Below are 25,197 nucleotides of genomic sequence, written 5' to 3' on the forward strand. Positions count from 1 at the left end.
GCCGCAGGTTGTCTTTCCGGATACAAGCCTGATTCTCACCATTGGTGAAGGGGAAGTTTATAAGGGATATTTCATGATCAAGAATCGAGGGGAAGGCTCTATCAGAGGGCTGGTATACTCGTCTTCTTTTCGTATGCGTTGTCTGGAACAGGGATTTGAAGGGAATCCGGTAAGAGTAGAATTTGAATATGATGGCAGAGGACTGCTGCCGGGACATGTGGAGCAGGGCACATTTACCGTTGTGTGTACCGGAGGAGAATATACGATTCCGTTTACAGCATTGATAGAGAAACCTTATGTAATGACGAATTACGGTAAGGTGCAGAATACGGATGATTTCCGAAGACTGGCGGTTAAGGATTATACAGAAGCATTGAAGTTATTCCGTTCCCGTGAATTTTATGAAGTGTTAAAATACGAGGATAAGCGTATCTTTTATTTATATGATAATATGCGCAAATGGTCTCTGGATGAAGCTGCTATGGAAGAGTTTCTGGTAGGTATTAAACAGAAAGAATGCATTTTCCTGACACTTCCGGGGGAAGGTATGCTGTTTCAGGACGTGAAGGAGATTACCAAGCAGACGCTGACAGTGATCAAGAATACCTGGGGATATATGCCGGTTCAGATCCAGACAGAGGGCGAATTCTTAAGCGTCAGCCGCAACCGTTTTACGACAGACGATTTTGTGGGCAATGTATACCAGGTAGATTTTCTTGTGAAGCCGGACGGCCTGCATGCCGGACGTAACTTTGGTAAGATCCATCTGATCACTCCGTATGAGATTCTGAGTTATGATGTGGAGGTTATGCAGAATGGCTCCTATGATGAGAATCATCGAGAGATCGAATTTTTGATGGCACAAGTAGTAAAGGAACATGTTTCCTGTGTGGCAGGCCGCATGACGTTGGATAAATGGACAGAGAGTGCTGTGGATAAGGTGAAGAAGATGCGTCAGATCGATCCGCTGGATGAGTATCTTCAGTTATTTCAGGCACATGTATATATTCATGGCAATCAGATCGAAGATGCCAAGTGGATTCTGGAGAATTATAATTATAACCGGTTTGCGATCGGTAAGAATCCGAAGGTGAATGCTTACTATCTGTATCTGACGGCATTAGTGCGTGGACATGGAAGTCATATGGATCGTGTGATAGATGAGGTTGGTAAGATTTATCTCAGACAGCAGGATTCGACCATGCTTCTGTTGATGCTTCTGGATATTGATCCACAGTATCGGGACAAGGGCAGACGTCTGGCGGCACTGGAACAGCATTATCAGAATTATCGGACCAATGGAGTCTTATTTCTGTTAGAAGCATTTCAGTGTTATGAAGAGAAGAGCCTGCTTTTGAAGAAGCTTGGACAGTTCGAGATGATGGTATTGAATTTTGCATCAAAATATCGCCTGATTTCCAGAGAAATGGCCATGTATGTGGCTAATCTTGCCAGCCAGCAGAAAAATTACAGTGAATTTCTGTTTCATATTCTGGAACGGTTATATAAGCTTTATGCAGAACCGATGATCCTGAATGCAATCTGTACGCTGCTCATCAAGGGCAATAAGCTGGATAACCGTTATTTTGTATGGTATCAGAGAGCGGTTAATGAAGGATTTAAGATTGCACAGCTTTATGAGTATTATATGTCTACGATTGAAGAAGATGATGTGAGAGAAGCATTGCCGAAGTCTATCTTCCTGTATTTTATGCATGGTAACACACTGAATTATAAAAAAGCAGCACTGCTTTATGCGAATCTGATCACTTATGAAGAGAATGCCAGTGATCTGTATATCAGCTACCGGGAGCAGATGGTGGCGTTTGCATGGGAACAGCTTATGAAGCGTCATATTACGGAATCGCTGAAGGTGATTTATAAGAAGTTCTGTACAGAGGAAGAGATGACCGGAGAACGTCTGGAAGCTATGCGTGATATCTGCCATGCATATCTGGTGAAGACTAAGGTGCATAATCTGAAATGTGCCCTGGTCATTGAAAAGGATGGTACAGTAAAGCAGAGAATTCCGTACAGACCGGATGGTATGATCGTTTATCTGTACGATAAGGAAGCAAGGATTATCTGGCAGACCATGGATGGAGGATATCATACGGATTCCATTGCATTTGAGACGAAGCGTCTGTTCTATGAACCACGTTATCTGGAAATGTGCAAGAAATACATGTCCAGAATTTCCAACTGGGGTGCAGAGAATAATAAACTGGAAGTGAATTTTGAAAATATCCGGAAGAATGGTATCAGGGCTTTTGATGAAAAAGAGGTATTTCGCCTGTGCAGTAAGACGATCCGTGAAGAGGATTATGATGAAGACGAATTTATGCTGTATCTGAGCTATGAGCTTTTTAAGAGACAGCAGTATGATAAAATGACACTGACCTATCTTGCTGATTATTACTGTGGTTCTACACGGAATATGAAAGTGTTGTGGAAAGTGGCGAAAGATTACGGAATTGCTGTGACCAAGCTTGGTGAGCGTATTATTACGCAGATGCTGTTCTCGGAAGATATGTTTGCAGAAGAAGATATATTTATTGATTATTATCTGAATGGCAATCCGTATTTCCGCCTGAAACAGGCATATCTTGCTTATGTGAGCAGGGAATATGTAGTGTATGGAAGAAACGTAGGTGCCTCCATCTTTGATATCATTATGAATGAAGAGAAAAATGATGAGGATCTGGCAGATATCTGTAAAGTGGCTCTGCTGAAACGTTTTGCCGGAAAAGAGTACGGCGAGGAAGAGGGAGAGATCCTGCATCGTTTTCTGCGGGAAATGTGTGAGCGTCAGCTGGTATTTCCATTCTATATGGAATACGAGGAGTCGTGGCTCAGAGAGGCACAGATTTACGATAAAACTATGGTGAGTTTCCAGGCATCCCATGGAGGCAGAGTGCGTATTACGTATAAGATGCGCCGCGGTGATGTGGAAGATCTTGCTATCAGACAGAGAGTCTGATGCCGGTATATGAGAATATCTACGTGAAAAGCTTCGTGTTATTCCAGGATGAACAGGTTCGCTATTCATTCTGTGAGACAAGTGGCAAGAAGTCCTATACGGATCCGGAAGAGGTGCTGAAACAGGAACGGAAGGTGCCAGAGATTGGTAAATATGGCAAGTTGAATGCTATGGCGGGTATGGCGCCTGCAAGAAAGAAACAGGCAATGATCGAGTATGAACAGGAAGCATATCTGGCTGAACGGATCTTCGGCAAGACAGGCAGCAGGAGGTAACAGGTGAGAGCAGATAAAATACTTGGAATAGAACTGAATGAGAAATTTTGCCAGATCAGTTATTACGAACCGGAAAAGCATGAGCCGGAGACACTGGAAGTGTCAGTGGATAATTTTCAGATTCCGATGATCCTTGGTAAATTACAGGATGAATGGGTATATGGAAAGGATGCTGTACAGCTTGCATCGGTGGAAGAAAAGTGCACGGTATCAGATCTTTATACCAAAGCAGTCAAACAGGAAAAAGTTAAGATAGACGGACAGGTAAAGGATGGAGTGTGGCTTCTGGCCAAGTATCTCCAGCTTGCTCTGGAACGGTTTGAAAATATAGAACGGATTACATTCTCCGTTCCAAAGACAGATATTGATATCAGTAAGATGTTGAAAGGCATGGGAAGATTTCTGGGGATTCCAAAGGAGAATATAGCAGTTCAGGACTTTAAAGAGAGTTTCTGCCATTATATGTTTTATCAGCCAAGGAACTCTGGCAGTATGAGGCCGCACTGTTTTACTGTGACCGCAATGAGATCCGTGCTTATATGCTACGGAAGTTAAAGACGGTCAGCGGAAGAGGCGCAGATATGTTTGTGACCGTAGATCAGGTGGCAAATGCACAAATGAAAGAGCTGGCGGCGGTTTACCCGGTACTGAATGTGGATAAGGCAAAGGATGCCGATGAACGGTTCCGTGCATTTATCCAGAGTGTATTTGAGAAAAAAGTCGTGTCTTCTGTATTCCTGACAGGGGAAGGCTTTGAGAATAACTGGTATCCGTTATCCCTGAAGGTATTGTGTAACGGACGGCGTGCATTTATCGGTAATAATTTATATAGTAAAGGTGCCTGCTATCATGCGTGGCATCAGACCAGAGAAGAGGATGAAATCCCGGTTTATCTGGATGACAGCAAGATGATGGAACAGGTGTGTCTGCGTATGCGGGTACACGGTAAGGAGGGCTGGTATCCGATCGTGCAGTGGGGAAGCCACTGGTATGAATCCGACGGACAGTGGGAGGTACTTCTGGAAGATACTTCGGATATTGAGATTCATATTGAATCGTTGGCAACCGGAGAATTAGAGGCGGAGACTGTCTCGTTGGAAGGGCTTAAAAGCAGGAGAGATTATGCGCTCCGGCTTCAGATTGAGACCATCTTTTTGGACGAACGTACCTGCAAGATCATTTTTAAGGATATCGGATTCGGAGAATTTTATCCGGCATCGGATTTTCAGGTAGAGAAGATCATACATTTAGGAGGAAGTCATGGGCAGTTTAATTCTTTGTCATAGAAAAAAAGCAAAGCATCCATATGAAATCACCAGAATTCATATGCATATCTATACCATAGAAGAACTCTGCTATTATTTCTGCAATAATCTGTATCTGATTGATTATACGATCATCAATAAAAAATTGTGTGACTGGCTGGAAGAGGAACTGGAATTAGACGATCTGGCTGCAGAACTCAGGGTATTGTTAGATCAGAACTGCACGACGGAACAGTTCCTGCTGACGGTGTTGAGTCATGCTGCGATTTATTCTGCAGCGGAGATCACCAAGATTCACAATGTACTGGAACATTTGAAGAATCAGAACGAAGTAGAACGCGAGAAGTACAAAGCAGATAATCTGTTGAATTCCGGTGAGACTGCATCTGCGATTCTTGTGTATCAGTCTATTGTGAACAAGGACTGGGATGAGTCCATTGGCAAAGAGTTCTACAGTAAGGTATACAGTTGCTTGGTGCGGCATATGGCAAGATGTTTCTGTATGAAGAAGCGGCACATATGTATGAGAGAGCTTATGAGGTGAATCCGGATGCTTCTATTTTAAAGCCGTATCTTTATTGTTGTTACAAATATCTGCCGGAGGATGCTTATGGGAAAATGCTGTCCAAAGAGCAGACATACCTGAATCTGAACAGTGAATTGAAAGAAGATATGAAAGAAGCCTTGCAGCAGGCAGATCTGGATATTGAAGCGCAGGTTTTGGAAAAGTGGAAGCGTGAGTATCGGAGAACTGATAATTGATAATTGATTTTCCGAATACGCTATATTATAATCATGTATGTCATTGAGTGTTGAACTATGAATATTAATATGACATAAGGAGACGAACATTCATGAATAAATTTGAGAAGATTACAACAGGTCTTGGAGAAGAGTGCGGTGTATTTGGAGCCTATGATATGAGTGGAGGCGATGTTGCCCCCACAATATATTATGGGCTTTTTGCGTTGCAGCACAGAGGACAGGAGAGCTGTGGTATCGCGGTAACGGATACAAACGGAGAACGGAAGGTACACTTCAAGAAGGGATTGGGGCTCGTGAATGAAGTGTTCGACAGTGAATCTCTGCATGCGTTAAATGGTAATCTGGGGGTTGGTCATGTGCGGTATTCAACAGCAGGAGCATCAAAGGCGGAAAATGCGATGCCTCTGGTTATCAATTATGTGAAAGGTGTACTGGCGATTGCACATAATGGTAATCTGACCAATGCGATTGAGCTGCGTCATGAACTGGAGCGCACAGGAGCGATCTTTCAGACGACCATTGATTCAGAAGTCATCGCATACCATATTGCCAGAGAACGTCTGAAAGCAGGAACTGCAGAAGCAGCAGTCCGCAATGCGATGGGGAAGATCGAAGGTGCCTATGCACTGGTGGTTACATCGCCACGTAAGATGATCGGTGCCAGAGATCCGTTTGGATTGAAACCGCTCTGCATCGGGAAAAGAGACAATACATATTTTCTTGCATCCGAGAGCTGTGCGATCGCTGCAGTTGGCGGCGAATTTGTGCGGGATGTAGAACCTGGTGAGATTGTTACATTTACGAAGGACGGTATCCAATCGGATATGAGTATGGCAATCGATCCGGCTAAGCATGCCAGATGTATATTTGAATATATTTATTTTGCAAGAACAGACAGCACCATTGATCAGGTGAATGTTTATCATTCACGGATCATTGCCGGCAAGGCACTGGCACAGTCCTATCCGGTAGAGGCTGATCTGGTAGTAGGCGTTCCGGACTCCGGTCTGGTGGCAGCCAAGGGATATTCGGAGGCTTCCGGTATTCCGTACGGTATGGCATTTCACAAGAACAGTTACGTAGGACGTACATTTATCAAGCCGACGCAGAATGAGCGTGAGTCCAGCGTAAAGATCAAGCTGAATGTCATAGAGGAAGTCGTAAAGGATAAAAGGATCGTTATGGTAGACGATTCTATTGTGCGAGGTACGACCTGTGCCAATATTATCCGGATGTTAAAGAAAGCCGGAGCAAAGGAGGTACATGTAAGGATAAGCTCACCGCCGTTCCTTTACCCATGCTATTTCGGAACTGATGTACCGTCCAATGAACAGTTAATAGCGCATTCTCATACAACCGAGCAGATCAGAGAGATGATTGGCGCAGATTCGCTTGGTTATATGGAAGTAGATAAATTAAAAGAAATGGTGGGAGACCTGGGATATTGTGATGCCTGCTTCACCGGTAATTATCCGATGGAAGTACCGGATGAGGATATCTCACACGCATTTGATTAACGAGGAGGAAATATGATGAGTAACGACAGATACCGCAGCCCATTATCAGAGCGATATGCAAGCAAGGAGATGCAGTATATTTTTTCACCGGATATGAAGTTCCGTACCTGGAGAAGATTATGGATTGCATTGGCAGAGACCGAGAAAGAATTGGGACTGGATATTACGGATGAGCAGATAGCAGAACTGAAGGAGCATGCAGAGGATATCAATTACGAAGTGGCAAAAGAGAGAGAAAAGAAGGTACGTCATGACGTAATGTCACATGTATATGCATATGGGCAGCAGTGCCCGAAGGCAAAGGGAATCATTCACCTGGGAGCAACTTCCTGTTATGTAGGGGATAATACCGATATTATTGTGATGCATGAAGCACTGCAGCTGGTACGTACCAAGCTGGTGAATGTGATTGCAGAGCTGGCAGATTTTGCAGATAAGTATAAAGATCAGCCAACATTGGCGTTTACTCATTTCCAGCCGGCACAGCCGACAACAGTTGGTAAGAGAGCAACTCTCTGGATTCAGGAATTTTCTATGGATCTGGAAGATCTGGACTATGTGTTGAGTACGTTGAAGCTGCTTGGCTCTAAGGGAACGACAGGTACACAGGCAAGCTTCCTGGAACTTTTTGATGGAGATCAGGAGACAATTGATAAGATCGATCCGATGATCGCTGAGAAGATGGGATTCAAACAGTGCTATCCGGTATCCGGCCAGACCTATTCCCGTAAGGTAGATACTCGTGTATTGAATGTACTGGCAGGAATTGCTGCAAGCGCACATAAATTTTCTAATGATATCCGCCTTCTGCAGCATTTGAAGGAAGTAGAAGAGCCATTTGAAAAGAGCCAGATCGGTTCCTCGGCAATGGCATATAAGAGAAATCCAATGCGTAGCGAGAGAATTGCATCTCTGTCAAGATATGTGATGATTGATGCATTGAATCCGGCGATCACATCTGCTACACAGTGGTTTGAGCGTACACTGGATGACTCTGCAAATAAGAGACTGAGCGTGCCGGAAGGGTTCCTTGCGATTGACGGTATTCTGGATCTGTGCCTGAATGTTGTAGACGGACTGGTAGTATATCCAAAGGTTATCGAGAAACGCCTGATGGCTGAGCTTCCATTCATGGCTACAGAGAATATAATGATGGATGCTGTTAAGGCCGGCGGAGACAGACAGGAGCTGCATGAGCGTATCCGTGAGCTGTCTATGGAGGCAGGACGTAATGTCAAGGTAGAAGGAAAGGATAATAACCTTCTGGAATTGATCGCTGCAGATCCTGCATTTAATCTGACACTGGATGAACTGAAGAAAACCATGGATCCGGCTAAATATACAGGACGTGCATCTGTTCAGGTAGATCAGTATCTGACCAAAGTGATTCGACCATTACTGGAAGAGAACAAAGGTATTCTTGGCGTAAAAGCAGAGATTAACGTATAAAAATAAATAACAGGGACACAATATGAATATGATATATGATGTAATGATTATGGGGGCAGGTCCTGCCGGGTTGTCAGCAGCTTTGTATGCCGGCAGAAGCGGGCTGTCAGTACTGTTAATTGAAAAAGGAGCCGATGGCGGGCAGATTGCAGTCACGGATGAGATTGAGAATTATCCGGGACAGATGCCGGAAGGCGAGAGCGGAGCTTCGTTGATCAAGCGGATGTCAGCGCAGGCAGAACGTTTTGGCTCAGTGCGAGTGAGAGATCAGATCCAGTCGGTTGATTTTAATGGCGAGGTAAAAAAACTTCGGGGTGAAAAAGAGATTTATCAGGGACGATATGTGATCATAGCAGCCGGAGCCCATGCACGCCCAATCGGATGTGAAGGTGAGGACAAGTACCGGGGAAGCGGTATTTCATATTGTGCAACCTGCGATGCTAATTTTTTCCGAGATCTTGAAGTATATGTGGCCGGAGGCGGAGATGCAGCGGTGGAAGAAGCAATTTACCTGACGCGATTTGCGAGAAAGGTGACGATCATCCACCGAAGAGATGAACTTCGTGCAGTGAAGTCTATACAGGAGAGAGCATTTTCCAATCCTAAGATAGATTTTCTGTGGGACAGCGTGGTAGAAGAGGTTCATGGCGCAGGAATCCTGCAGGGACTGACTGTTCGCAATGTTAAGACCGGAGAGAAGAAGCAGATTGAAGCTGATCCGAAAGATGGTATGATCGGTCTGTTCGGTTTTGTAGGAAATATTCCTAATTCAGCTCTCTTTCAGGGAATACTTGATATGGATGAGAATGGATATATCCGTGCAGATGAAGAGATGCAGACAAGCGTGGATGGTGTATATGTGGCCGGTGATATCCGTGTAAAGAGTGTGCGGCAGGTGGTTACCGCTGCAGCGATGGTGCGATTGCAGCTGTACACATATCTGGAAAATGTAATTAAATATCAGATAGTTATAATTTCATGAATTTCGATTGTTTGGAGGTGTCATTTTGACACCTCCAAAACTGTTGTCGGTAAACGGCAACCATAATATAATAAAAACATGGTAGAATATAATTTGACAAAAGATGACACTGTAAAAGAAAATATTTTGCAGAAGAAAAGCATCAGAGAGGGAGCCACGGTACTGTTAACGGTTGCACTTCTGATGGGATCTGCAGAAAAGATCCATACGCTCAGTATGATGGAACATGGTGAATACAGAACCGCAAAAGCGTGGACTGTGCCAGCTGCAACCACATATGATCTGCACATGTATGCATGGAATAAGATAAATGTGGATACAGCACGATATTCATGCAGTATACCTGGGGAAGGGATGAAGAATTTCAAGGAGAAGATGGGTACTGCAGCGCAGGAGGTTGCAATGCCGATGCAGAGCAATGTGTCTGAAAGACCATCGGATGTGACAGCTGTCATAGTACCAGATACGCCGAAAGGTGATGTTACATATGACAGGACAGAGGGATCGATTACAGAAGAACCTGATGAAAATGCAGGTACTGTGACCAGTATCAATGGTTTTCTATGTGATGTTGATGGAAGAATAGTAGGATATGACGGGATTACAGTTACAGATGGAGTACTGAATATTCCGGCTGACAGCAGATGTACAGCTATTGCAGGCGGGGCATTTACCAGTCTGGGTAGTGAGGTCTTTGAAGTGTATATACCTGCAAATATCGTAGATATCAGCGATTCGGCATTTGATGGTCTCTCTGAACTGTTTTACATTGAGGTACATCCGGATAATCCGGTGTATGGCAGTTCTAATGGTGAATTGTACAGAAAACCTTGAATGAACCGGCTATCTCTGTTACAATGAAAGCTGGTTTACAGATAAGATAATAAAGTAATAATAAAAGAAACGGAGATAGAGAAATGAGTAGAGTGAGAACAAGATTTGCCCCAAGTCCGACAGGAAGAATGCATGTGGGTAATTTGAGAACAGCATTGTATGCATATCTGATCGCTAAGCATGAGGATGGAGATTTTATTCTTCGTATCGAAGATACAGATCAGGAGCGCTTTGTAGAAGGAGCACTTGAGATTATTTATCGTACACTGGCTAAGACAGGTCTGGTTCATGATGAAGGACCGGACAAGGATGGCGGTGTAGGTCCGTATGTACAGAGTGAGCGTAATGAATCAGGTCTGTACCTCAAATATGCCAAGCAGTTGATCGAGCAGGGAGATGCTTATTACTGCTTCTGTGACAAAGAGAGACTGGAATCGCTGAAGAGTACCGTATCAGAATCCGGTACAGAGATTGTGGTATATGACAAGCATTGTCTTCACCTTTCTAAGGAAGAGATTGAAGCAAACCTTGCAGCAGGCAAGCCATATGTTATCCGTATTAATATGCCGACAGAAGGCACGACAACCTTCCATGATGAGATCTATGGAGATATAACCGTGCCGAATGCAGAACTGGATGATATGATCCTTATTAAGTCAGATGGATATCCGACTTATAACTTTGCCAATGTTATTGATGACCATCTGATGGGAATTACACATGTAGTAAGAGGTAATGAGTATCTTTCTTCTGCACCGAAGTATAACCGTCTTTATGAAGCGTTTGGATGGGATGTGCCGGTATATGTACACTGTCCGCTGATCACAGATGAGAATCATAAGAAGCTTAGTAAGCGCTGCGGACATTCTTCTTACGAAGATCTCCTGGATCAGGGCTTTGTATCAGAAGCTATTGTGAACTATGTTGCACTGCTTGGATGGTGCCCGACAGATAATCAGGAGATATTCTCACTGGAAGATCTGGTGAAAGTATTTGATTATCGCCATATGAGTAAGTCCCCGGCAGTATTTGACATTGTGAAGCTGCGTTGGATGAATGGTGAATATCTGAAGGCTATGGATTTTGAAAAATATTTCGAACTGGCTAAGCCATATATCGAAGAGGTGATCACAGGAGATTATGATCTGCGTAAGATTGCTGCTCTGGTGAAGACTCGTATCGAGATTTTACCGGATATCAAAGATCAGATTGATTTCTTCCAGGCTGTTCCGGAGTATGACACAGCAATGTACTGTCATAAGAAGATGAAGACGAACGAAGAGAATTCTCTGGAACTTCTGAAATCCGTACTTCCGGTATTGGAAGCGCAGGAAGATTTCAGCAACGATGCATTGTTTGAGACGCTGAAAGCATTTGCCGGAGAGATCGAGAAGAAAGTTGGCTATGTAATGTGGCCGATCCGTACTGCTATTTCCGGTAAGCAGAATACACCGGGAGGAGCAACGGAGATTATGGATGTACTTGGCAAAGAGGAGTCCATTGCACGAATCAAGAAAGCTATTGAGAAGTTAGAAACGAGGTAATACATGGGGCCGAATGAGGCACAGGAACGGGCAATAAAGCATGGTGACGGACCATGCATGGTGCTGGCAGGACCTGGATCTGGCAAAACATATACGATTGCCAGACGAACACAGTATTTAATAGAGCATTACAAAGTAAGACCAGAAGAAATTCTGGTCATTACTTTTACCAGGGCAGCTTCCAGAGAGATGAAAGAGCGGTTTCAGGGTTATACCAAAGGGAAGAACTATCCGGTTACGTTTGGAACCTTTCACGGAGTGTATTTTGGTATTCTGAAATGGGCATACCGTCTGACATCAGATAATATCCTGACAGAGGAAGAAAAGTATCAGTTGATCCGCCAGATTCTTGCTATACCGGAGATCGGATTTGAGCCGGAATTATCCGATGAAAAAGAAGAAATACGAGATTTGATCACAGAGATTGGTAATGTAAAGAACCGCGGGATCAGTATTGAAAAATATGAGTCTATCCGTTACGGCGTAGTATTTACCAGAATTTACAAGACCTATGAGAAACAGAGAAAGCTGATGCGGAAGATTGATTTTGATGATATGCTGCTTCTATGTTATGATCTGTTCCGCAGAAGGCCGGATATTCTGGAACAGTGGCAGAAGAGGTTTCGCTATATTTTGATTGATGAGTTTCAAGATGTGAACCGGATTCAGTATGAAGTGGTGCGGATGCTTGCCATGCCGGAGAATAATTTATTTGTGGTGGGAGATGATGATCAGTCAATTTATCATTTCAGGGGAGCAAGTCCGGAGATCATGCTTGGTTTTGGTGAGGATTATCCGGAGACAGAGACGATATTGCTGGATGTGAATTACAGATCCAGCAGAAATATTGTGAATGGAGCTCTTCGGGTTATTTCCAATAACAGCAGACGCTATAAGAAGAAGTTGGTTACGTCCGGTGATAAGGGTGCCTGTATCCATGTACAGGAAGTAAAGGATGCAAAAGAAGAGAGTAAGTATCTGATCGATAAGATTCGAGAGGCAGAAAAGGAAGGCATTCCGCATTCTGATATGGCGGTTCTTTACCGGACAGCGAATGATGCAAGAGTGATGATGGAGACTTTGCTGGAATATCAGATTCCATTCCAGGCGAAAGAATCCATTCAGAATATTTACGATCATTTTATTGCAAGAAATCTGATAAGCTATGTCAGGTTGGCATTGGGAGAACGTGATCGGAGATTATTTTTGGATGTCATGAATGCTCCGGTTCGGTATATCAGCAGAGACAGTCTGGAGAATGCAGTGGTATCATTTGAGGATATCCGTTGCTTTTATATGGATAAGAGTTGGATGTTAGACCGGATCGATCAGTTTGAATGGGATCTCAGTATGATGGAAGGACAGACACCATATGCGGCGATCCAGTACATACGCAAGCATATCGGGTATGATGATTATCTGAAAGAATATGCCAGAGAACGAAGAATCAGTGAAGAAGATCTGTTCACTGTGCTGACAGAGATTCAGGAAAAAGCGAAAGATTATTCAGATATGCAGGAATGGCTAGATTATATTGAACGGTATTCGGCCGCACTTCTGGGACAGAAGAACAGACAGTCTGGAAGAAATGACGGTGTATGGCTGATGACTATGCATGGCGCAAAAGGCTTGGAGTTTGATACCGTATTTATGATCCAGTGTAACGAGGGCGTGATTCCGTATAAGAAAGCAAAGCTAGATGCAGAGCTGGAAGAGGAACGACGTATGTTTTACGTGGCGATGACAAGAGCAAAACGGAAACTTATCATAAGCTATGCAAAAATGAAAAACGGAAAGGATCTGGATCCTTCCCGCTTTGTCGATGAATTACTCCACAGTCGGTAATTCTTCGAATTCCAGGTTATCTAACCATTCGTCAAACCCATCAGACGCAATTTCATATTCTTCATCGCTTTCGATCGTTATGAGCTCCGGCTCTTCTTCGCCATCATGTTCGATGTAGCGATAAAGATATACGATGCCGTCGAACTCATCACCCTGCGGTGCCAGTGCGACATATTCATTGTCACCGGCAGTGAAGAAAGTGATGATATCGCATTCCAGTTCTTCGTCATTATCCAGAGTCAGGGTGACAGTACCAAGATCATCTGGCTGATTGAAAAATTCATCCATACTGAATCTCCTTTTCGTATTATTATGATGATTTAACTTTAACAGAGAGCCTGCAAAAAAGCAAGCTGTGAGCGCTGTAATCTGTTTGCAATCTGTTAGACTGGTAGAAACGATGTTCTACTGGAAATGTAGAAAGAAATGTTGTAAAATAAAAAGGCATGTATATCTAAAGCGTTATACATTAGGAGGAAGAAAGAATGAAAAAAAGAACATGGAGCGTGATTATCGTACTGGCTGCGTGCCTGGTTGTTCTTGCAGCATGCAAAAAGTCAGTAGGTACACCGGAAGATAATGCAACAGCAAATGAGAATACAGAGACAGATGCAGAGGGAGAAGAGGATACATCTGAAGAGGAAGAAGTCAAATATAAGTTTGGCTTCAGTGGCATCGATATGCAGAATCCGTATTTTATCACTTTGGAAAGTGCTGTAAAAGAAGGACTTGGAGATGAAGATTATCGGATGATCACGAAGGATCCGGGAAGTGATCCTGATCTTCAGAACCAGCAGATTCAGGAGATGATTGATGAGGGCATTGATGCTATATTCCTGAGCCCGGTTGACTGGGAAAAAATCAGTACATCACTTCGGGCATTGAAGGATGCCGGTGTGAAGATTATTAATGTAGATACACAGGTAAAGGAAAGTGAATATGTAGATGCTTATGTAGGATCTGATAATCAGGCAGCCGGGTATCTGTGCGGGAAGGATCTGATCGAGAGATGTCCGGATGGAGGTAACGTTCTTATCCTTGAAAGCACGACGATGAATTCTGTCAATGACCGTATTACCGGATTTGAAAAAGCGCTCTCATCAGCAGAAGTAGGCTTTGAGATTGTGGACAGAGCGGATGCAGACGGACAGTTCCAGAAAGCACTTGATGAGACAAATGCGATGCTGGATGCTCATCCGGAGATTACCGCTATTATGTGTGGTAATGATCAGATTGCAGTAGGTGCGATCACAGCATTGAACCTGGCAGAACGAAAAGATATCATTGTCTATGGAATCGATGGATCGCCGGATATTAAGAAGGAACTGGTGAAAAAAGACAGTGTTGTGGCAGGAACAGTGGCACAGTCTCCGATTCACATGGGTAAGGATGCTGCGAAGGTTGCATTGGCAATTCTGAAAGATAATGAGTACGAACCAGAGACCTATGAAGAAGTATATATGATCAACAGTGATAATGTAGAAATGTACGGTGTTGATGGATGGCAGTAACGGCAGAAAGATACACCAGATAATCAGAGAAAACAGGGAGAAAAGATTATGAAGCATGTGCGGGGAGCTGCATTACCTCTTGGAGTGACAATTTCAGAAGAAAAGATTAATTTTTCAGTTGCGGCTGCCCCGGACAGTGTCTGCGAACTGTGCTTATATAAAAAAGGATATACCGAGCCATTTTCCGTCTGTGAACTGGAACAGGAACCATTGATTGGTAATGTGCGGTTTGTGGCAGTAGAAGGTCTGGGCGGAGACATAGAATATCTGTATCGAATAGATGGTGAAGAGTATCTGGATCCTTATGTCAGGGAAGTATCTGTGATGAAAGGCCAGAGACGAGGAGTGGTTGTTCAGGAGTCTTATGATTGGGAAAAGGATGCGCCGCTCATGCTTCCTCAGCATGAGGTGATCGCATATAGTCTGCATGTTAAAGGTTTTACCAGACAAAGTGCATCAGGAGTACGCCATAAGGGAACATTTGCAGGATTGGTTGAAAAAATACCATATCTGACAGGACTTGGGATTAATCAGATTCACTGTATGCCGGTGTATGAATTTGATAACGGTGGTAAGAATGGTGTGAACTACTGGGGATATGGTCCTGGGTACTTTTTTGCACCTAAAAGCAGTTATGCGGCAGGAGAGCATCCTGTAACCGAATTAAAAGATATGATCAAAGCCTGCCATAAAGCAGGAATTGAGGTGATTCTCGAAATGCCATTTGACGCATCAGCCGGCAGACAGCTGATGGAAGAGTGCCTGAGATATTATCGCATGGAGTACCATGTGGATGGCTTTATTGTGAATCCGGTATTCTTCTCTGCGGAAGAGATTGCGAAGGATCCAATCCTCAGTCGGACGAAGATTCTGATACATTCGAATGATTATCAGAATATCATGCGTCGTTTCCTGAAAGGAGACGAGGGTATGGTGAATGATGTAATGTATTGGGTCAATCATCATACGGAACACATTTATAACTATATTACTAACCAGAATGGTTTTACATTGAATGATCTGGTGTCTTATGACCGCAAGCATAATGAGGAGAATGGCGAGAATAATCAGGATGGTCCGGAATACAATTACAGCTGGAACTGTGGAGCTGAGGGTCCAAGCAGAAAGAAAGCGGTTATGGGGCTGAGAAAGAAGCAGATGACCAATGCATTCCTGCTGCTGTTCTCGGCACAGGGAACGCCATGTATTCTTGCAGGTGATGAATTTGCAAACAGCCAGAAGGGCAATAATAATGTCTATTGCCAGGATAATGTAACCGGATGGGTGAATTGGAGTCGTGCGAAACAATATGGCTGGCTTACAGAACTTATAAAAGACCTGATCAGCTTCAGAAAGGCACAGCCGGTACTTACTCAGGCAGAACCATTGATGGGGGCTGATCTGGCAAAATGTGGAATCCCGGACATCTCTTTTCATGGTGAGCATGCATGGAGGATTCCGAACGAAGTGAGCAGCAGGCAGCTTGGAGTATATTATTCCGGACAGGCGCAAGGTACGTCAGATTGTTTTGTGATCTATAATATGCACTGGGTAGAGCACATCTTTGCATTACCGACTTTGACATCAAAAAGGAAATGGTATCTGGCAGCATCGACAAAAGAAGGTGTGCTTAAGGAACCGTTGCTGCTTGATAATCAACATGATATCCAGGTGGAAGATCGTACTGTTATGCTTCTGATAAGCCGACAGGTGGAATGAACATGAAGGTTGCAGAACAAAGAACAACAGAATGGCAAGACATACAGCAAAAAATCGGTCTGAGTTCTTTTGCTTTAAAGATGATCGCAATCCTTACAATGACCATAGATCATATGGGATTTATCCTGTTTCCACAGGCACTTTGGATGCGTGGGATTGGCAGGCTGGCGTTTCCTATTTTCTGTTTTACCCTGACGGAAGGATTCAGTCATACCCATGATCTGAAGCGATATATACAACGGATGTTGGTTGTCGGACTGTTGTCAGAGATTCCCTTTAACCTTGCAGAGTCCGGACAGATTTTTTCAATTGAACATCAGAATGTGTTTTTTACATTGTTGATCGGTCTGATTATGCTTCATTATTGCGAAAAGGCATCGGGGAACGCGATGAAAGCAGAAGTAGTTATTGTAGCGATGTTTGCTGCAGAATTTCTGCATACAGATTACGGAGCATGGGGGGTACTTCTGATCGCGATTTTCTGGTTTACCAGAGAATATAAATGGTATCAGGCAGTTCTTGTCGGCGGATGGAATTTTCTGTTTGGAATTCCAATCCAGTATGCGGGAATATTTGCGATTCTTCCAATTGCATTGTATAATGGGAAAAAGGGACGGAGCACAGGATACTTCTTTTACTTATACTATCCTGTACATCTGTTGATATTATATGGGATATCACAAATGATCGTCATCGGTCGGTAACATATCGAAAAAGAGGGATGTGCTATGAAAGCTATTGAGCATTTGCGTACGATTAATCATCACAAATTACTGGTTATGAAAGGGTGTTTTAAAGTTGGACTGTACCGTCAGGGACTGATGCACGACCTGTCCAAATATACACCTTCGGAATTTTTGGTGGGATGCAAGTATTATCAGGGCAACCGTAGTCCGAATAATGCAGAACGGGAAGCAACCGGAGTATCTTCGGCGTGGCTTCATCACAAGGGACGCAATAAGCATCATTACGAATATTGGATTGATTACAGTCTGAATAAAGAAGAAGGAATTGTGGGTATGCGCATGCCGACACGTTATGTGGTAGAGATGTTTGTAGACCGTGTATCGGCATCTAAGACTTATCAGAAAGATGCTTATGAAGACTGGAATCCGTTAGAATATTATGACCGTGGAGCGGCAAAGCTTGGCAATATGATTCATCCGGAGACGGCGGCATTATTACGGCATCTGTTGGAAATGCTTGCTGAAGAAGGAGAAGATGCGACCTGTGCGTATATACGCAGAACCGTACTTCGCAATGAAAATTCGTTAACAGAGAGAATGATACGGTTATTCCGTAAATTAATAAAGAAATAGAAAAATCATCGGAAGTGTAAAAGGCACATTCCGATGATTTTTTCTATATGATTTATGCAGGATAATTAAGTTGCGCATCAGTAATATGCAGCAGTACCTCGTCCAGATATTTATTTGCAAGGTATTTTGCCATGCCGAGGTTCATATCCAGATAGTTACCGCAGTCCTTTGGAGCGGCACCAGGTACTTCGCCTTCAAAGTCGCGGATGAATGTAAACATCTCAATCATCAAAGGTACGATATCCTTGGATGTATATTCTCCGGCTAACAGCAGATAGAATCCGGTGCGGCATCCCATAGGCCCGAAATACAGAGTCTTGTCTTTGTATTCTTCATGGTTGCGGAGAAATGTAGCAGCAAGATGTTCGATTGTATGCATTTCAGCTGTATTCATAACCGGTTCGTCGTTCGGTGCGGTCATTCTCAGATCAAATGTAGTGACCGGATGTCCTGCTACAGCATCGACTCTGGATACATATACGCCTGGTACCAGACGAATGTGGTCTATTGTAAAGCTTGTGATTTTTTTCATGACGGGTCTACTCCTTTGTGTAAATATTCTTTATTTATTCTAGTTTAAAATGTTCCGGTATGCAAGTAGTGTTTCGACATGCTATAATTAATTCTAATGGAGAAAATACAGGAGGAACAGAACATGAAGCTTTATCTGATCCGTCATGGAGAGACCGATTATAATAAAATGAAACGCAATCAGGGACAGATCGATATTCCGTTGAATGAATACGGAAGAGAACTGGCAGAAAAGACGAGAGAGGGACTTGCGGAGGTGCCGTTTGATCTGTGTCTGTGCAGTCCGCTGTCCAGAGCCAGAGAGACAGCAGAGATTATCCTGGAAGGAAGAGATATACCGATCATTACTGACAAACGTCTGATTGAAATATCTTTTGGCAGATACGAGGGACGTTGCTGGAATCCGGATACTTGGGATGAGGAGATGCCTAGAGATTTTCAGTGCTTTTTCACAGAGCCTGGCAGATATGAGGCTCCGGATGACGGAGAGACATTAGAACATCTGGAAGAGAGGACAGGAGAGTTTCTTCAGGAAATTTGCCATAAAAAGGAATATCAGAACCATACAATTCTGGTGTCTACACATGGTGGAGCACTTGCATCTATGATTGCAAATATAAAAAAACTCCCCAAAGAAAATTTCTGGGGAGATGGATGCAGTCATAACTGTGGTGTGACAATCCTTGATGTAAGAAACGGAGTGCCGGTCATTCTGGCAGAAGACAGAATTTATTATTAATCTCAGATTTTTATGATCTGTTTGGTCAATTCATTATGAAGGGTGTTCCATACAGATCGGTGATCACAGACTCATACAGATTGGATGCGTAGATATCAAGTTCCAGCATCTGGTATGCTGTATCTGCAAGCACAGCTCTTGCAGGACTTGTGATCAGTGGAATGTCAGAAGTCCGCTTTAAGATTCCCAAGAGATCTGCGTGATCCCTACGGAATCCCAGAATTCTCGCATAAGGGGCTGGTGCTTTCATGGCAGTTAACCAGTCATTTGTGATTCCGAGTAATACATGTATGAAAGAACGGCTGATCCGGCTTCGGGTCAGCTCTTTTGTTTTTAACAGGTCACAAAACTGCTCGAAGCTGAGATAATCATTACGGAGCCGCAGGATACGGTTGGCAAGTTCCGGACTCATGTCCAGATAATGACTGAGACTGCCCGCCGTTTCGGATAATAGTTTTGCCTTTAAAAGTAATGAAAAATCATCAGCCTTTACCGGATAACGTGTCTGATAGTTTTTCTTCATCAATTCATGACAGGAAGAAGGTACTTGTGTTTGAATATGAGTCAGGGGAAGGCTTTCGGATGAAGAATTTACATCAGCAAGCTGGTAAATATCAGAACGGATGGCAGTGGCAGAGCTGAACTGCCCGTCGATATCCATATCATGATAACCGGCACCAATCCGCTTTATGGTAAACGGTTCCATTTTGCTGTGAATTTTTGCCAATGCTTTTAAATATTCGATACCCAGGATATTGTTTGGCGAGGCAAGAATCTCAGAGTACTTATCGGAATAAATATTAAGTGCCTCCTGTCTTGCTGCCGGGAAGGACGCGCCTTCTTTTAAAGCCTGTTTTAAAGCAGTCTGATATTCTATAGGTTCGTCAGCAAGGATCTGCGCGATTTCTTTTAACAGATGGAGGTCGCCACATTCGCTGCCGAAACAGATGGAATCTATGCATCCCAGCTGGTTAAGCAGAGAGATGGAACCCTGTGCAAAATATTCAGCGCTCCCAGTAGCAAAACATACCGGAAGCTCTATGATGAGAGAGGCGCCGGATAGAAGCGCACTTTTGGCGCGAAGGTGTTTGGGCATGACGGCAGGAGCACCACGTTGTACGAAGTCGCCGCTCATAACGACAATCACACGGTCGGCACCGGTCAGCATTTTTGCTTTTTCGATATGATAGGCATGTCCGTTGTGAAATGGATTGTATTCTGTGATTAATCCGACGGTTTTCATAAGATTCTCCTCTTGTATAATCGTTTAAAATTGATTATACTATAATGAGTATAAAAGTGCAAATATCGGTAATCGTTGGAAAATTTCAGAACATGATAAAATAGAGTAACCGTAAAGGAGTGGGAACATGGGAGAGAGACACAATCCGGAGCAGTTAAATGCGGAGGACTGGGGACATGCTGTCGCGACAAGTGAATTTGATCATGACGTTCCAGAAGAGAGAGAAGAACTGACGATCGAGCGAATTGAAGAAATGATCAATGAGCATCAGTTCAAAGAATTAAAAGAAGAATTAAAGAACAACATGTATCCCGTAGACCTTGCTGAGATTTTGCGGGAAGTAGATGAAAAGTGGCTGGTGCTGATTTTTCGCCTGCTGGAGAAGGAAGAGGCGGCTGAGACATTTTCCTATATGGACAGTGACCAGAGAGAGATACTGATCAATGCTCTGACAGATTCGGAGCTTGAGGAAGTTATGGAAGAGATGTATCTGGACGATACAGTAGATGTGCTGGAAGAGATGCCTGCCAATGTGGTTGACCGACTCCTCATGGCTACGGACGAAGAAAAGCGGAAGCAGATTAATCAGCTTTTGCAGTATCCGGAAGACAGTGCAGGAAGTATCATGAATGTAGACTATATTGCACTATCACAGGATATGACGGTAGAAGATGCGATCCTAAAAATCCGTCAGGTGGGACTGAACCGCGAGACGATCTATACCTGTTATGTAACAGAAAAGAGAAAGTTGATCGGCGTGGTGGATATCAAGGATCTTCTGACTACCGGAGAAGCCAGACTGATCGAGGAAATCATGGACACGAATATGCTGTATGCAAGAACAACAGATGATCAGGAGGATGTGGCAAGAACGATCACTAAGTACGGATTGATCGCATTGCCGATCGTGGATCACGAGATGTGTATGGTCGGTATTGTTACGGTAGATGATGCCATGCTGGTATTGCAGGATGAGGAAACGGAAGACATCAGCAGGATGGCCGGTATTAATCCGGATGATGATTCTTATTTTGGGATGACAATTTTTGAGCATGTGAAGAGTCGTATCCCATGGCTGTTGTTTCTGATGCTTTCTGCAACAGTGACGCAAATGATCATGAACAGTTATGAAGCTGCCCTTGCTATGATGCCTCAGATCGCAGGTTTTGTGCCGATGTTAACCGGTACAGGTGGTAACTGTGGTTCTCAGAGTTCGACGCTGGTGATACGTGGTCTGGCAGTGGGAGAGATCGAATTTCGGGATCTGTTTAAAGTAATCTGGAAAGAAGTGCGGGTGGCGGTATGCATCAGTCTGATACTTGCTACGGTCAATGGCATCCGTATCATGATCATGGGACAGGGGGATGCGCTGATGGCACTTACCATCGGACTTACCATGCATGTACGGTTATCATCGCAAAAGTGGTTGGATGTACGCTGCCGCTGGTAGCAAAAAAAGTAGGACTTGATCCTGCGATCATGGCGACGCCACTGATCTCTACCCTGGTTGATATCAGTACGATCAGTGTATATTTTGCTATTGTCAGCTATGTGTTTGGATTAAATTAAGTACAATTGTTATTAATATAACTTGGAAAGAGACCTTGTGGACAAGGTCTCTTTGCGTTATAATGGAACTATATGAGAAAAATGGAAAGGAGTCTTTAAATCATGGGATTTATTGATGAAATCAAAGCAAAAGCAAAAGCAAATGTACAGACAATCGTTCTTCCGGAAACAGAAGACGCAAGAACCTATGAAGCAGCAGAGAAAGTTCTGAAAGAGGGAACTGCTAAGCTGATCCTGATCGGAAGCGAAGAAGAGATCGCTAAGAATAAAGGTTCATTCGATATTTCTGGAGCAACTATCGTAGATCCGGCAACAAGCGATAAGACAGAGGCATACATTGCCAAGTTGGTAGAACTTCGTGAGAAGAAAGGTATGACTGAGGAAAAAGCAAGAGAACTTCTTCTCAGCAGCTATACATATTATGGCGTTATGATGGTTAAAATGGGCGATGCAGACGGTATGGTATCCGGAGCATGCCACTCTACAGCAGATACACTGAGACCATGTCTGCAGATCCTGAAGACAAAGCCAGGTACAAAGTTAGTATCTTCTTTCTTTGTAATGGTAGTGCCGGATTGCGATATGGGAGAGAACGGAACATTTGTATTCTCTGACTGTGGTCTGGAGCAGAATCCAGATTCTGAGAAGCTTGCAGCAATCGCTCTTTCAGCAGCAGAGTCATTCAAGCTTCTGGTTGGTGACGAGCCGAGAGTAGCACTGCTTTCGCATTCATCAAAGGGAAGTGCTAAGCATGCTGATGTAGATAAAGTAGTAGAGGCTGTTAAGATCGCTCAGGCAAATGCACCGGAAGGTGTTATGGTTGATGGAGAACTGCAGCTTGATGCAGCAATCGTTCCATCTGTAGGAGCCTCTAAGGCACCAGGAAGCCCGGTAGCTGGTAAGGCTAATGTACTTGTATTCCCAGACCTGGATGCAGGTAATATCGGATATAAACTGGTTCAGAGACTTGCTAAGGCAGAAGCATACGGACCGATGACACAGGGAATCGCAGCACCGGTTAATGACCTTTCAAGAGGATGCAGTGCTGAGGATATCGAAGGTGTAATTGCTATCACAGCAGTGCAGTGTCAGAACCAGTAAGAATTAAGAGGAGAAAAAGTAGAATGAAAGTATTAGTTATCAACTGTGGAAGTTCATCTTTAAAATATCAGCTGATCGATATGGAGAACGAAAGCGTTCTTGCAAAAGGTATCTGTGAGAGAATCGGAGCAGAAGGTTCTGTCCTGACCCACAAGCCTGCAGGAAAAGACAAATTTGTGACAGAGCAGCCAATGCCGGATCACAGCGTAGCTGTCAAACTGGTAATCGATGCACTGCAGGATCCGGAGCATGGTGTGATCGAGAGCGCAGATGAGATTACAGCAATCGGACATCGTGTACTGCATGCAGGTACTGTATACAGTGATGCTACACTGGTTACAGAGGATGTGAAGAAAGTCGTACGTGACTGCTTTGACCTTGGACCACTCCATAACCCGGCTAACCTGATCGGTATTGAGGCTTGTGAGAAGGCTATGCCTGGCAAGCCGAACGTAGCAGTATTCGATACAGCATTTGGTATGAATATGCCACAGAAAGCTGCTATGTATGCAATCCCATATGAGTATTATGAGAAATACAGCATCAGAAGATATGGTTTCCACGGAACAAGTCATATGTTTGTGTCTGGTGAGACTGTTAAACTGCTTGGCAAGGACGATGCTAAGGTTATTGTATGCCATATCGGTAATGGAGCAAGTATTTCAGCATCCATCGGTGGTAAATGTGTAGATACAAGTATGGGACTGACACCTTTGGAAGGCTTGATCATGGGAACACGAAGCGGAGATGTAGATCCGGCTGTTCTTCAGTTTATCTGCAACCATGAGCACATCAGCGTAGATGAAATGCTGAATATTCTGAATAAGAAGTCAGGTCTGCTCGGATTGAGTGGAGTATCTTCGGATTTGCGTGATGTAGTTAAAGCTGCTGGTGAAGAGAATGAAAGAGCTAAGCTTGCACTTGAAGCATATGTATATCGTATTGTTAAATATATCGGTGCTTACGCAGCTGCAATGAACGGTGTGGACGCGATCGTATTTACAGCAGGCGTTGGTGAGAATTCTGTACCGATCAGAGAGAATGTTTGTAAATCACTTGGATATCTTGGTGTTGAACTTGATAAAAAGAAAAATGAGAATGTATCAGGTGATACTGCAATAATTTCTTCTGATGATTCAAAAGTTAAGGTTATTGTACTTCCGACCAACGAAGAGCTTGCAATTGCCCGCGAAACAGTTAAATTAGTATAAAATTTTCTGTTGACAAAATTTATTTGCATGATATAATAGTCTAGTGTGTGAATAGGAGAAGATACTATGATATTAAACCTATCCGACGTTCTGTCTGAACAACATAAAGCAATCAGAGAGTCCGTTCCGATTGAGATAACTTCATTTAAGTCGGAGATGGGGACGTATAACATTACAGACACGACACCGCTTGAGTTATCTGTAGAGTATGCAGGTGAGCGTAAGCTGTGGATACGAGGCAAAGGCGAGATTACCGCAGTTGCTCCGTGTGACAGATGTCTGGATGATGTGGAAGTAAAGGTTAAGCTTGAATTTGAGCATAAGATTACGACCGACACTGAGGCAGAAGATCAGTCAGAAGAATTAGACGAGAATAACTATATTGACGGATACAGCTTAGATGTGGAACAATTGGTCTACAATGAGTTATTGACAGGGTGGCCGACAAAGATTCTGTGCAGCGATGACTGTAAAGGCATCTGCAATGTATGTGGTCAAAATCTTAATCGAGGCACTTGCAATTGCGAGGATACAAGCCTTGATCCGAGAATGTCAGTTATCCGCGACGTATTTAAGAATTTTAAGGAGGTGTAACCTATGTCAATTTGTCCAAAGAATAAATCTTCAAAGGCAAGAAGAGATAAGAGAAGAGCAAACTGGAAAATGAGCGCACCGAATCTTGTTAAGTGCAGCAAGTGCGGCGAGTTAATGATGCCTCACAGAGTTTGCAAGAACTGTGGCTCTTACAACAAAAAAGAAATCATTGCAATGGATTAATTTGCAGACAAGTTAAGGAGT

The 25,197-nt window shown here is 43.5% G+C and carries 21 protein-coding genes and 3 pseudogenes; 21 read left to right on the forward strand and 3 right to left on the reverse strand.

Translation table 11 applies throughout. The features are described 5' to 3' along the window. Positions 1-28 precede the first annotated feature (28 nt). The 11 genes and pseudogenes from DXA18_RS08095 to DXA18_RS08135 all read left to right on the forward strand — a co-directional run bounded on the left by DXA18_RS08095 (position 29) and on the right by DXA18_RS08135 (position 13,456). A complete protein-coding gene (locus DXA18_RS08095) occupies positions 29-2,980 on the forward strand; it encodes a DUF5717 family protein (RefSeq protein ID WP_334294375.1) in 2,952 nt (983 codons plus the stop codon). Beyond that, positions 2,980-3,255: a DUF5717 family protein gene (locus DXA18_RS16345; protein WP_278337067.1), complete on the forward strand. Its 276-nt coding sequence runs from the start codon at positions 2,980-2,982 to the stop codon at positions 3,253-3,255. The genes DXA18_RS08095 and DXA18_RS16345 overlap by 1 nt, the downstream gene beginning before the upstream one ends. A 3-nt stretch (positions 3,256-3,258) precedes the next feature. Next, a pseudogene (locus DXA18_RS17400) lies at positions 3,259-4,541 on the forward strand (DUF5716 family protein). Then, positions 4,516-5,064, forward strand: a complete 549-nt coding sequence (locus DXA18_RS08105; protein WP_330424483.1) for a hypothetical protein — start codon at positions 4,516-4,518, stop codon at positions 5,062-5,064. Before DXA18_RS17400 ends, DXA18_RS08105 begins: the two are co-directional and overlap by 26 nt. Further along, entirely contained in the window at positions 5,040-5,282 is a 243-nt protein-coding gene (locus tag DXA18_RS16860) for a hypothetical protein (protein WP_330424484.1), read from the forward strand. Before DXA18_RS08105 ends, DXA18_RS16860 begins: the two co-directional genes overlap by 25 nt. A gap of 92 nt (positions 5,283-5,374) precedes the next feature. Further along, positions 5,375-6,802 carry an amidophosphoribosyltransferase gene (gene purF, locus DXA18_RS08110; RefSeq protein ID WP_118383474.1) on the forward strand — a complete coding sequence of 476 codons (1,428 nt, stop codon included), beginning with the start codon at positions 5,375-5,377 and terminating at the stop codon, positions 6,800-6,802. Positions 6,803-6,817: 15 nt separating this feature from the next. After that, positions 6,818-8,251, forward strand: coding sequence for an adenylosuccinate lyase (gene purB, locus DXA18_RS08115; RefSeq protein ID WP_118383475.1), 1,434 nt, complete (start codon positions 6,818-6,820; stop codon positions 8,249-8,251). Between the two features lie 22 nt (positions 8,252-8,273). Next, positions 8,274-9,208 (forward strand): annotated as a pseudogene (gene trxB, locus DXA18_RS08120) (thioredoxin-disulfide reductase). Between the two features lie 118 nt (positions 9,209-9,326). Next, positions 9,327-10,067 carry a hypothetical protein gene (locus DXA18_RS08125; protein ID WP_118383477.1) on the forward strand — a complete coding sequence of 247 codons (741 nt, stop codon included), beginning with the start codon at positions 9,327-9,329 and terminating at the stop codon, positions 10,065-10,067. An 83-nt stretch (positions 10,068-10,150) separates the two neighbouring features. After that, positions 10,151-11,611, forward strand: a complete 1,461-nt coding sequence (gltX, locus tag DXA18_RS08130) for a glutamate--tRNA ligase (protein ID WP_118383478.1) — start codon at positions 10,151-10,153, stop codon at positions 11,609-11,611. Between the two features lie 3 nt (positions 11,612-11,614). Then, complete coding sequence (locus DXA18_RS08135) at positions 11,615-13,456, forward strand: ATP-dependent helicase (protein ID WP_118383479.1); 1,842 nt, start codon at positions 11,615-11,617, stop codon at positions 13,454-13,456. Here the strand turns inward: DXA18_RS08135 and DXA18_RS08140 are convergent. Then, positions 13,439-13,744 (reverse strand): DUF1292 domain-containing protein, encoded by a 306-nt coding sequence (locus DXA18_RS08140; RefSeq protein WP_118383480.1) that lies wholly within the window; start codon positions 13,742-13,744, stop codon positions 13,439-13,441. The two genes, DXA18_RS08135 and DXA18_RS08140, sit on opposite strands and share 18 nt — an antisense overlap. A 197-nt stretch (positions 13,745-13,941) precedes the next feature. On the opposite strand from DXA18_RS08140, the gene DXA18_RS08145 reads away from it, so the two are divergent. The 4 genes from DXA18_RS08145 to DXA18_RS08160 are packed head-to-tail and all read left to right on the forward strand — an operon-like array spanning position 13,942 to position 18,005. Continuing rightward, on the forward strand, positions 13,942-14,967 hold the full coding sequence (locus DXA18_RS08145; RefSeq protein WP_118383481.1) for a sugar ABC transporter substrate-binding protein: 1,026 nt from the start codon (positions 13,942-13,944) through the stop codon (positions 14,965-14,967). Positions 14,968-15,015: 48 nt separating this feature from the next. Next, positions 15,016-16,686 carry an alpha-amylase family glycosyl hydrolase gene (locus DXA18_RS08150; RefSeq protein ID WP_118383482.1) on the forward strand — a complete coding sequence of 557 codons (1,671 nt, stop codon included), beginning with the start codon at positions 15,016-15,018 and terminating at the stop codon, positions 16,684-16,686. Positions 16,687-16,688: 2 nt separating this feature from the next. Beyond that, positions 16,689-17,390: a TraX family protein gene (locus DXA18_RS08155; RefSeq protein WP_118383483.1), complete on the forward strand. Its 702-nt coding sequence runs from the start codon at positions 16,689-16,691 to the stop codon at positions 17,388-17,390. 24 nt (positions 17,391-17,414) lie between these two features. Beyond that, the gene (locus tag DXA18_RS08160; RefSeq protein ID WP_118383484.1) at positions 17,415-18,005 is read left to right on the forward strand and encodes a DUF5662 family protein; all 591 of its coding nucleotides are present in this window, start codon (positions 17,415-17,417) and stop codon (positions 18,003-18,005) included. Between the two features lie 52 nt (positions 18,006-18,057). On the opposite strand, the gene DXA18_RS08165 is transcribed toward DXA18_RS08160, so the two are convergent. Further along, the gene (locus DXA18_RS08165; protein ID WP_118383485.1) at positions 18,058-18,537 is read right to left on the reverse strand and encodes an S-ribosylhomocysteine lyase; all 480 of its coding nucleotides are present in this window, start codon (positions 18,535-18,537) and stop codon (positions 18,058-18,060) included. A gap of 123 nt (positions 18,538-18,660) precedes the next feature. Between DXA18_RS08165 and DXA18_RS08170 the strand changes: the two genes are divergently transcribed. Next, positions 18,661-19,275 (forward strand): histidine phosphatase family protein, encoded by a 615-nt coding sequence (locus DXA18_RS08170; protein ID WP_118383486.1) that lies wholly within the window; start codon positions 18,661-18,663, stop codon positions 19,273-19,275. 25 nt (positions 19,276-19,300) lie between these two features. Here the strand turns inward: DXA18_RS08170 and DXA18_RS08175 are convergent, their stop codons facing one another. Then, positions 19,301-20,518, reverse strand: a complete 1,218-nt coding sequence (locus DXA18_RS08175; protein WP_330424486.1) for a nucleotidyltransferase — start codon at positions 20,516-20,518, stop codon at positions 19,301-19,303. A 229-nt stretch (positions 20,519-20,747) separates the two neighbouring features. On the opposite strand from DXA18_RS08175, the pseudogene mgtE reads away from it, so the two are divergent. The 5 genes and pseudogenes from mgtE to rpmF all read left to right on the forward strand — a co-directional run bounded on the left by mgtE (position 20,748) and on the right by rpmF (position 25,176). Beyond that, positions 20,748-22,087, forward strand: a pseudogene (mgtE, locus tag DXA18_RS08180) (magnesium transporter). A gap of 102 nt (positions 22,088-22,189) precedes the next feature. Beyond that, positions 22,190-23,188 (forward strand): phosphate acetyltransferase, encoded by a 999-nt coding sequence (pta, locus tag DXA18_RS08185; RefSeq protein ID WP_118383487.1) that lies wholly within the window; start codon positions 22,190-22,192, stop codon positions 23,186-23,188. 23 nt (positions 23,189-23,211) lie between these two features. After that, complete coding sequence (locus DXA18_RS08190) at positions 23,212-24,399, forward strand: acetate/propionate family kinase (RefSeq protein ID WP_118383488.1); 1,188 nt, start codon at positions 23,212-23,214, stop codon at positions 24,397-24,399. Positions 24,400-24,465: 66 nt separating this feature from the next. After that, entirely contained in the window at positions 24,466-24,993 is a 528-nt protein-coding gene (locus tag DXA18_RS08195; protein WP_118383489.1) for a YceD family protein, read from the forward strand. 3 nt (positions 24,994-24,996) lie between these two features. Further along, entirely contained in the window at positions 24,997-25,176 is a 180-nt protein-coding gene (rpmF, locus tag DXA18_RS08200) for a 50S ribosomal protein L32 (protein WP_118383490.1), read from the forward strand. Positions 25,177-25,197: the final 21 nt, after the last annotated feature.

Source organism: Dorea sp. AM58-8 (genome assembly GCF_003464045.1).
Taxonomy (GTDB): Bacteria; Bacillota; Clostridia; order Lachnospirales; family Lachnospiraceae; genus Claveliimonas; species Claveliimonas ammoniilytica.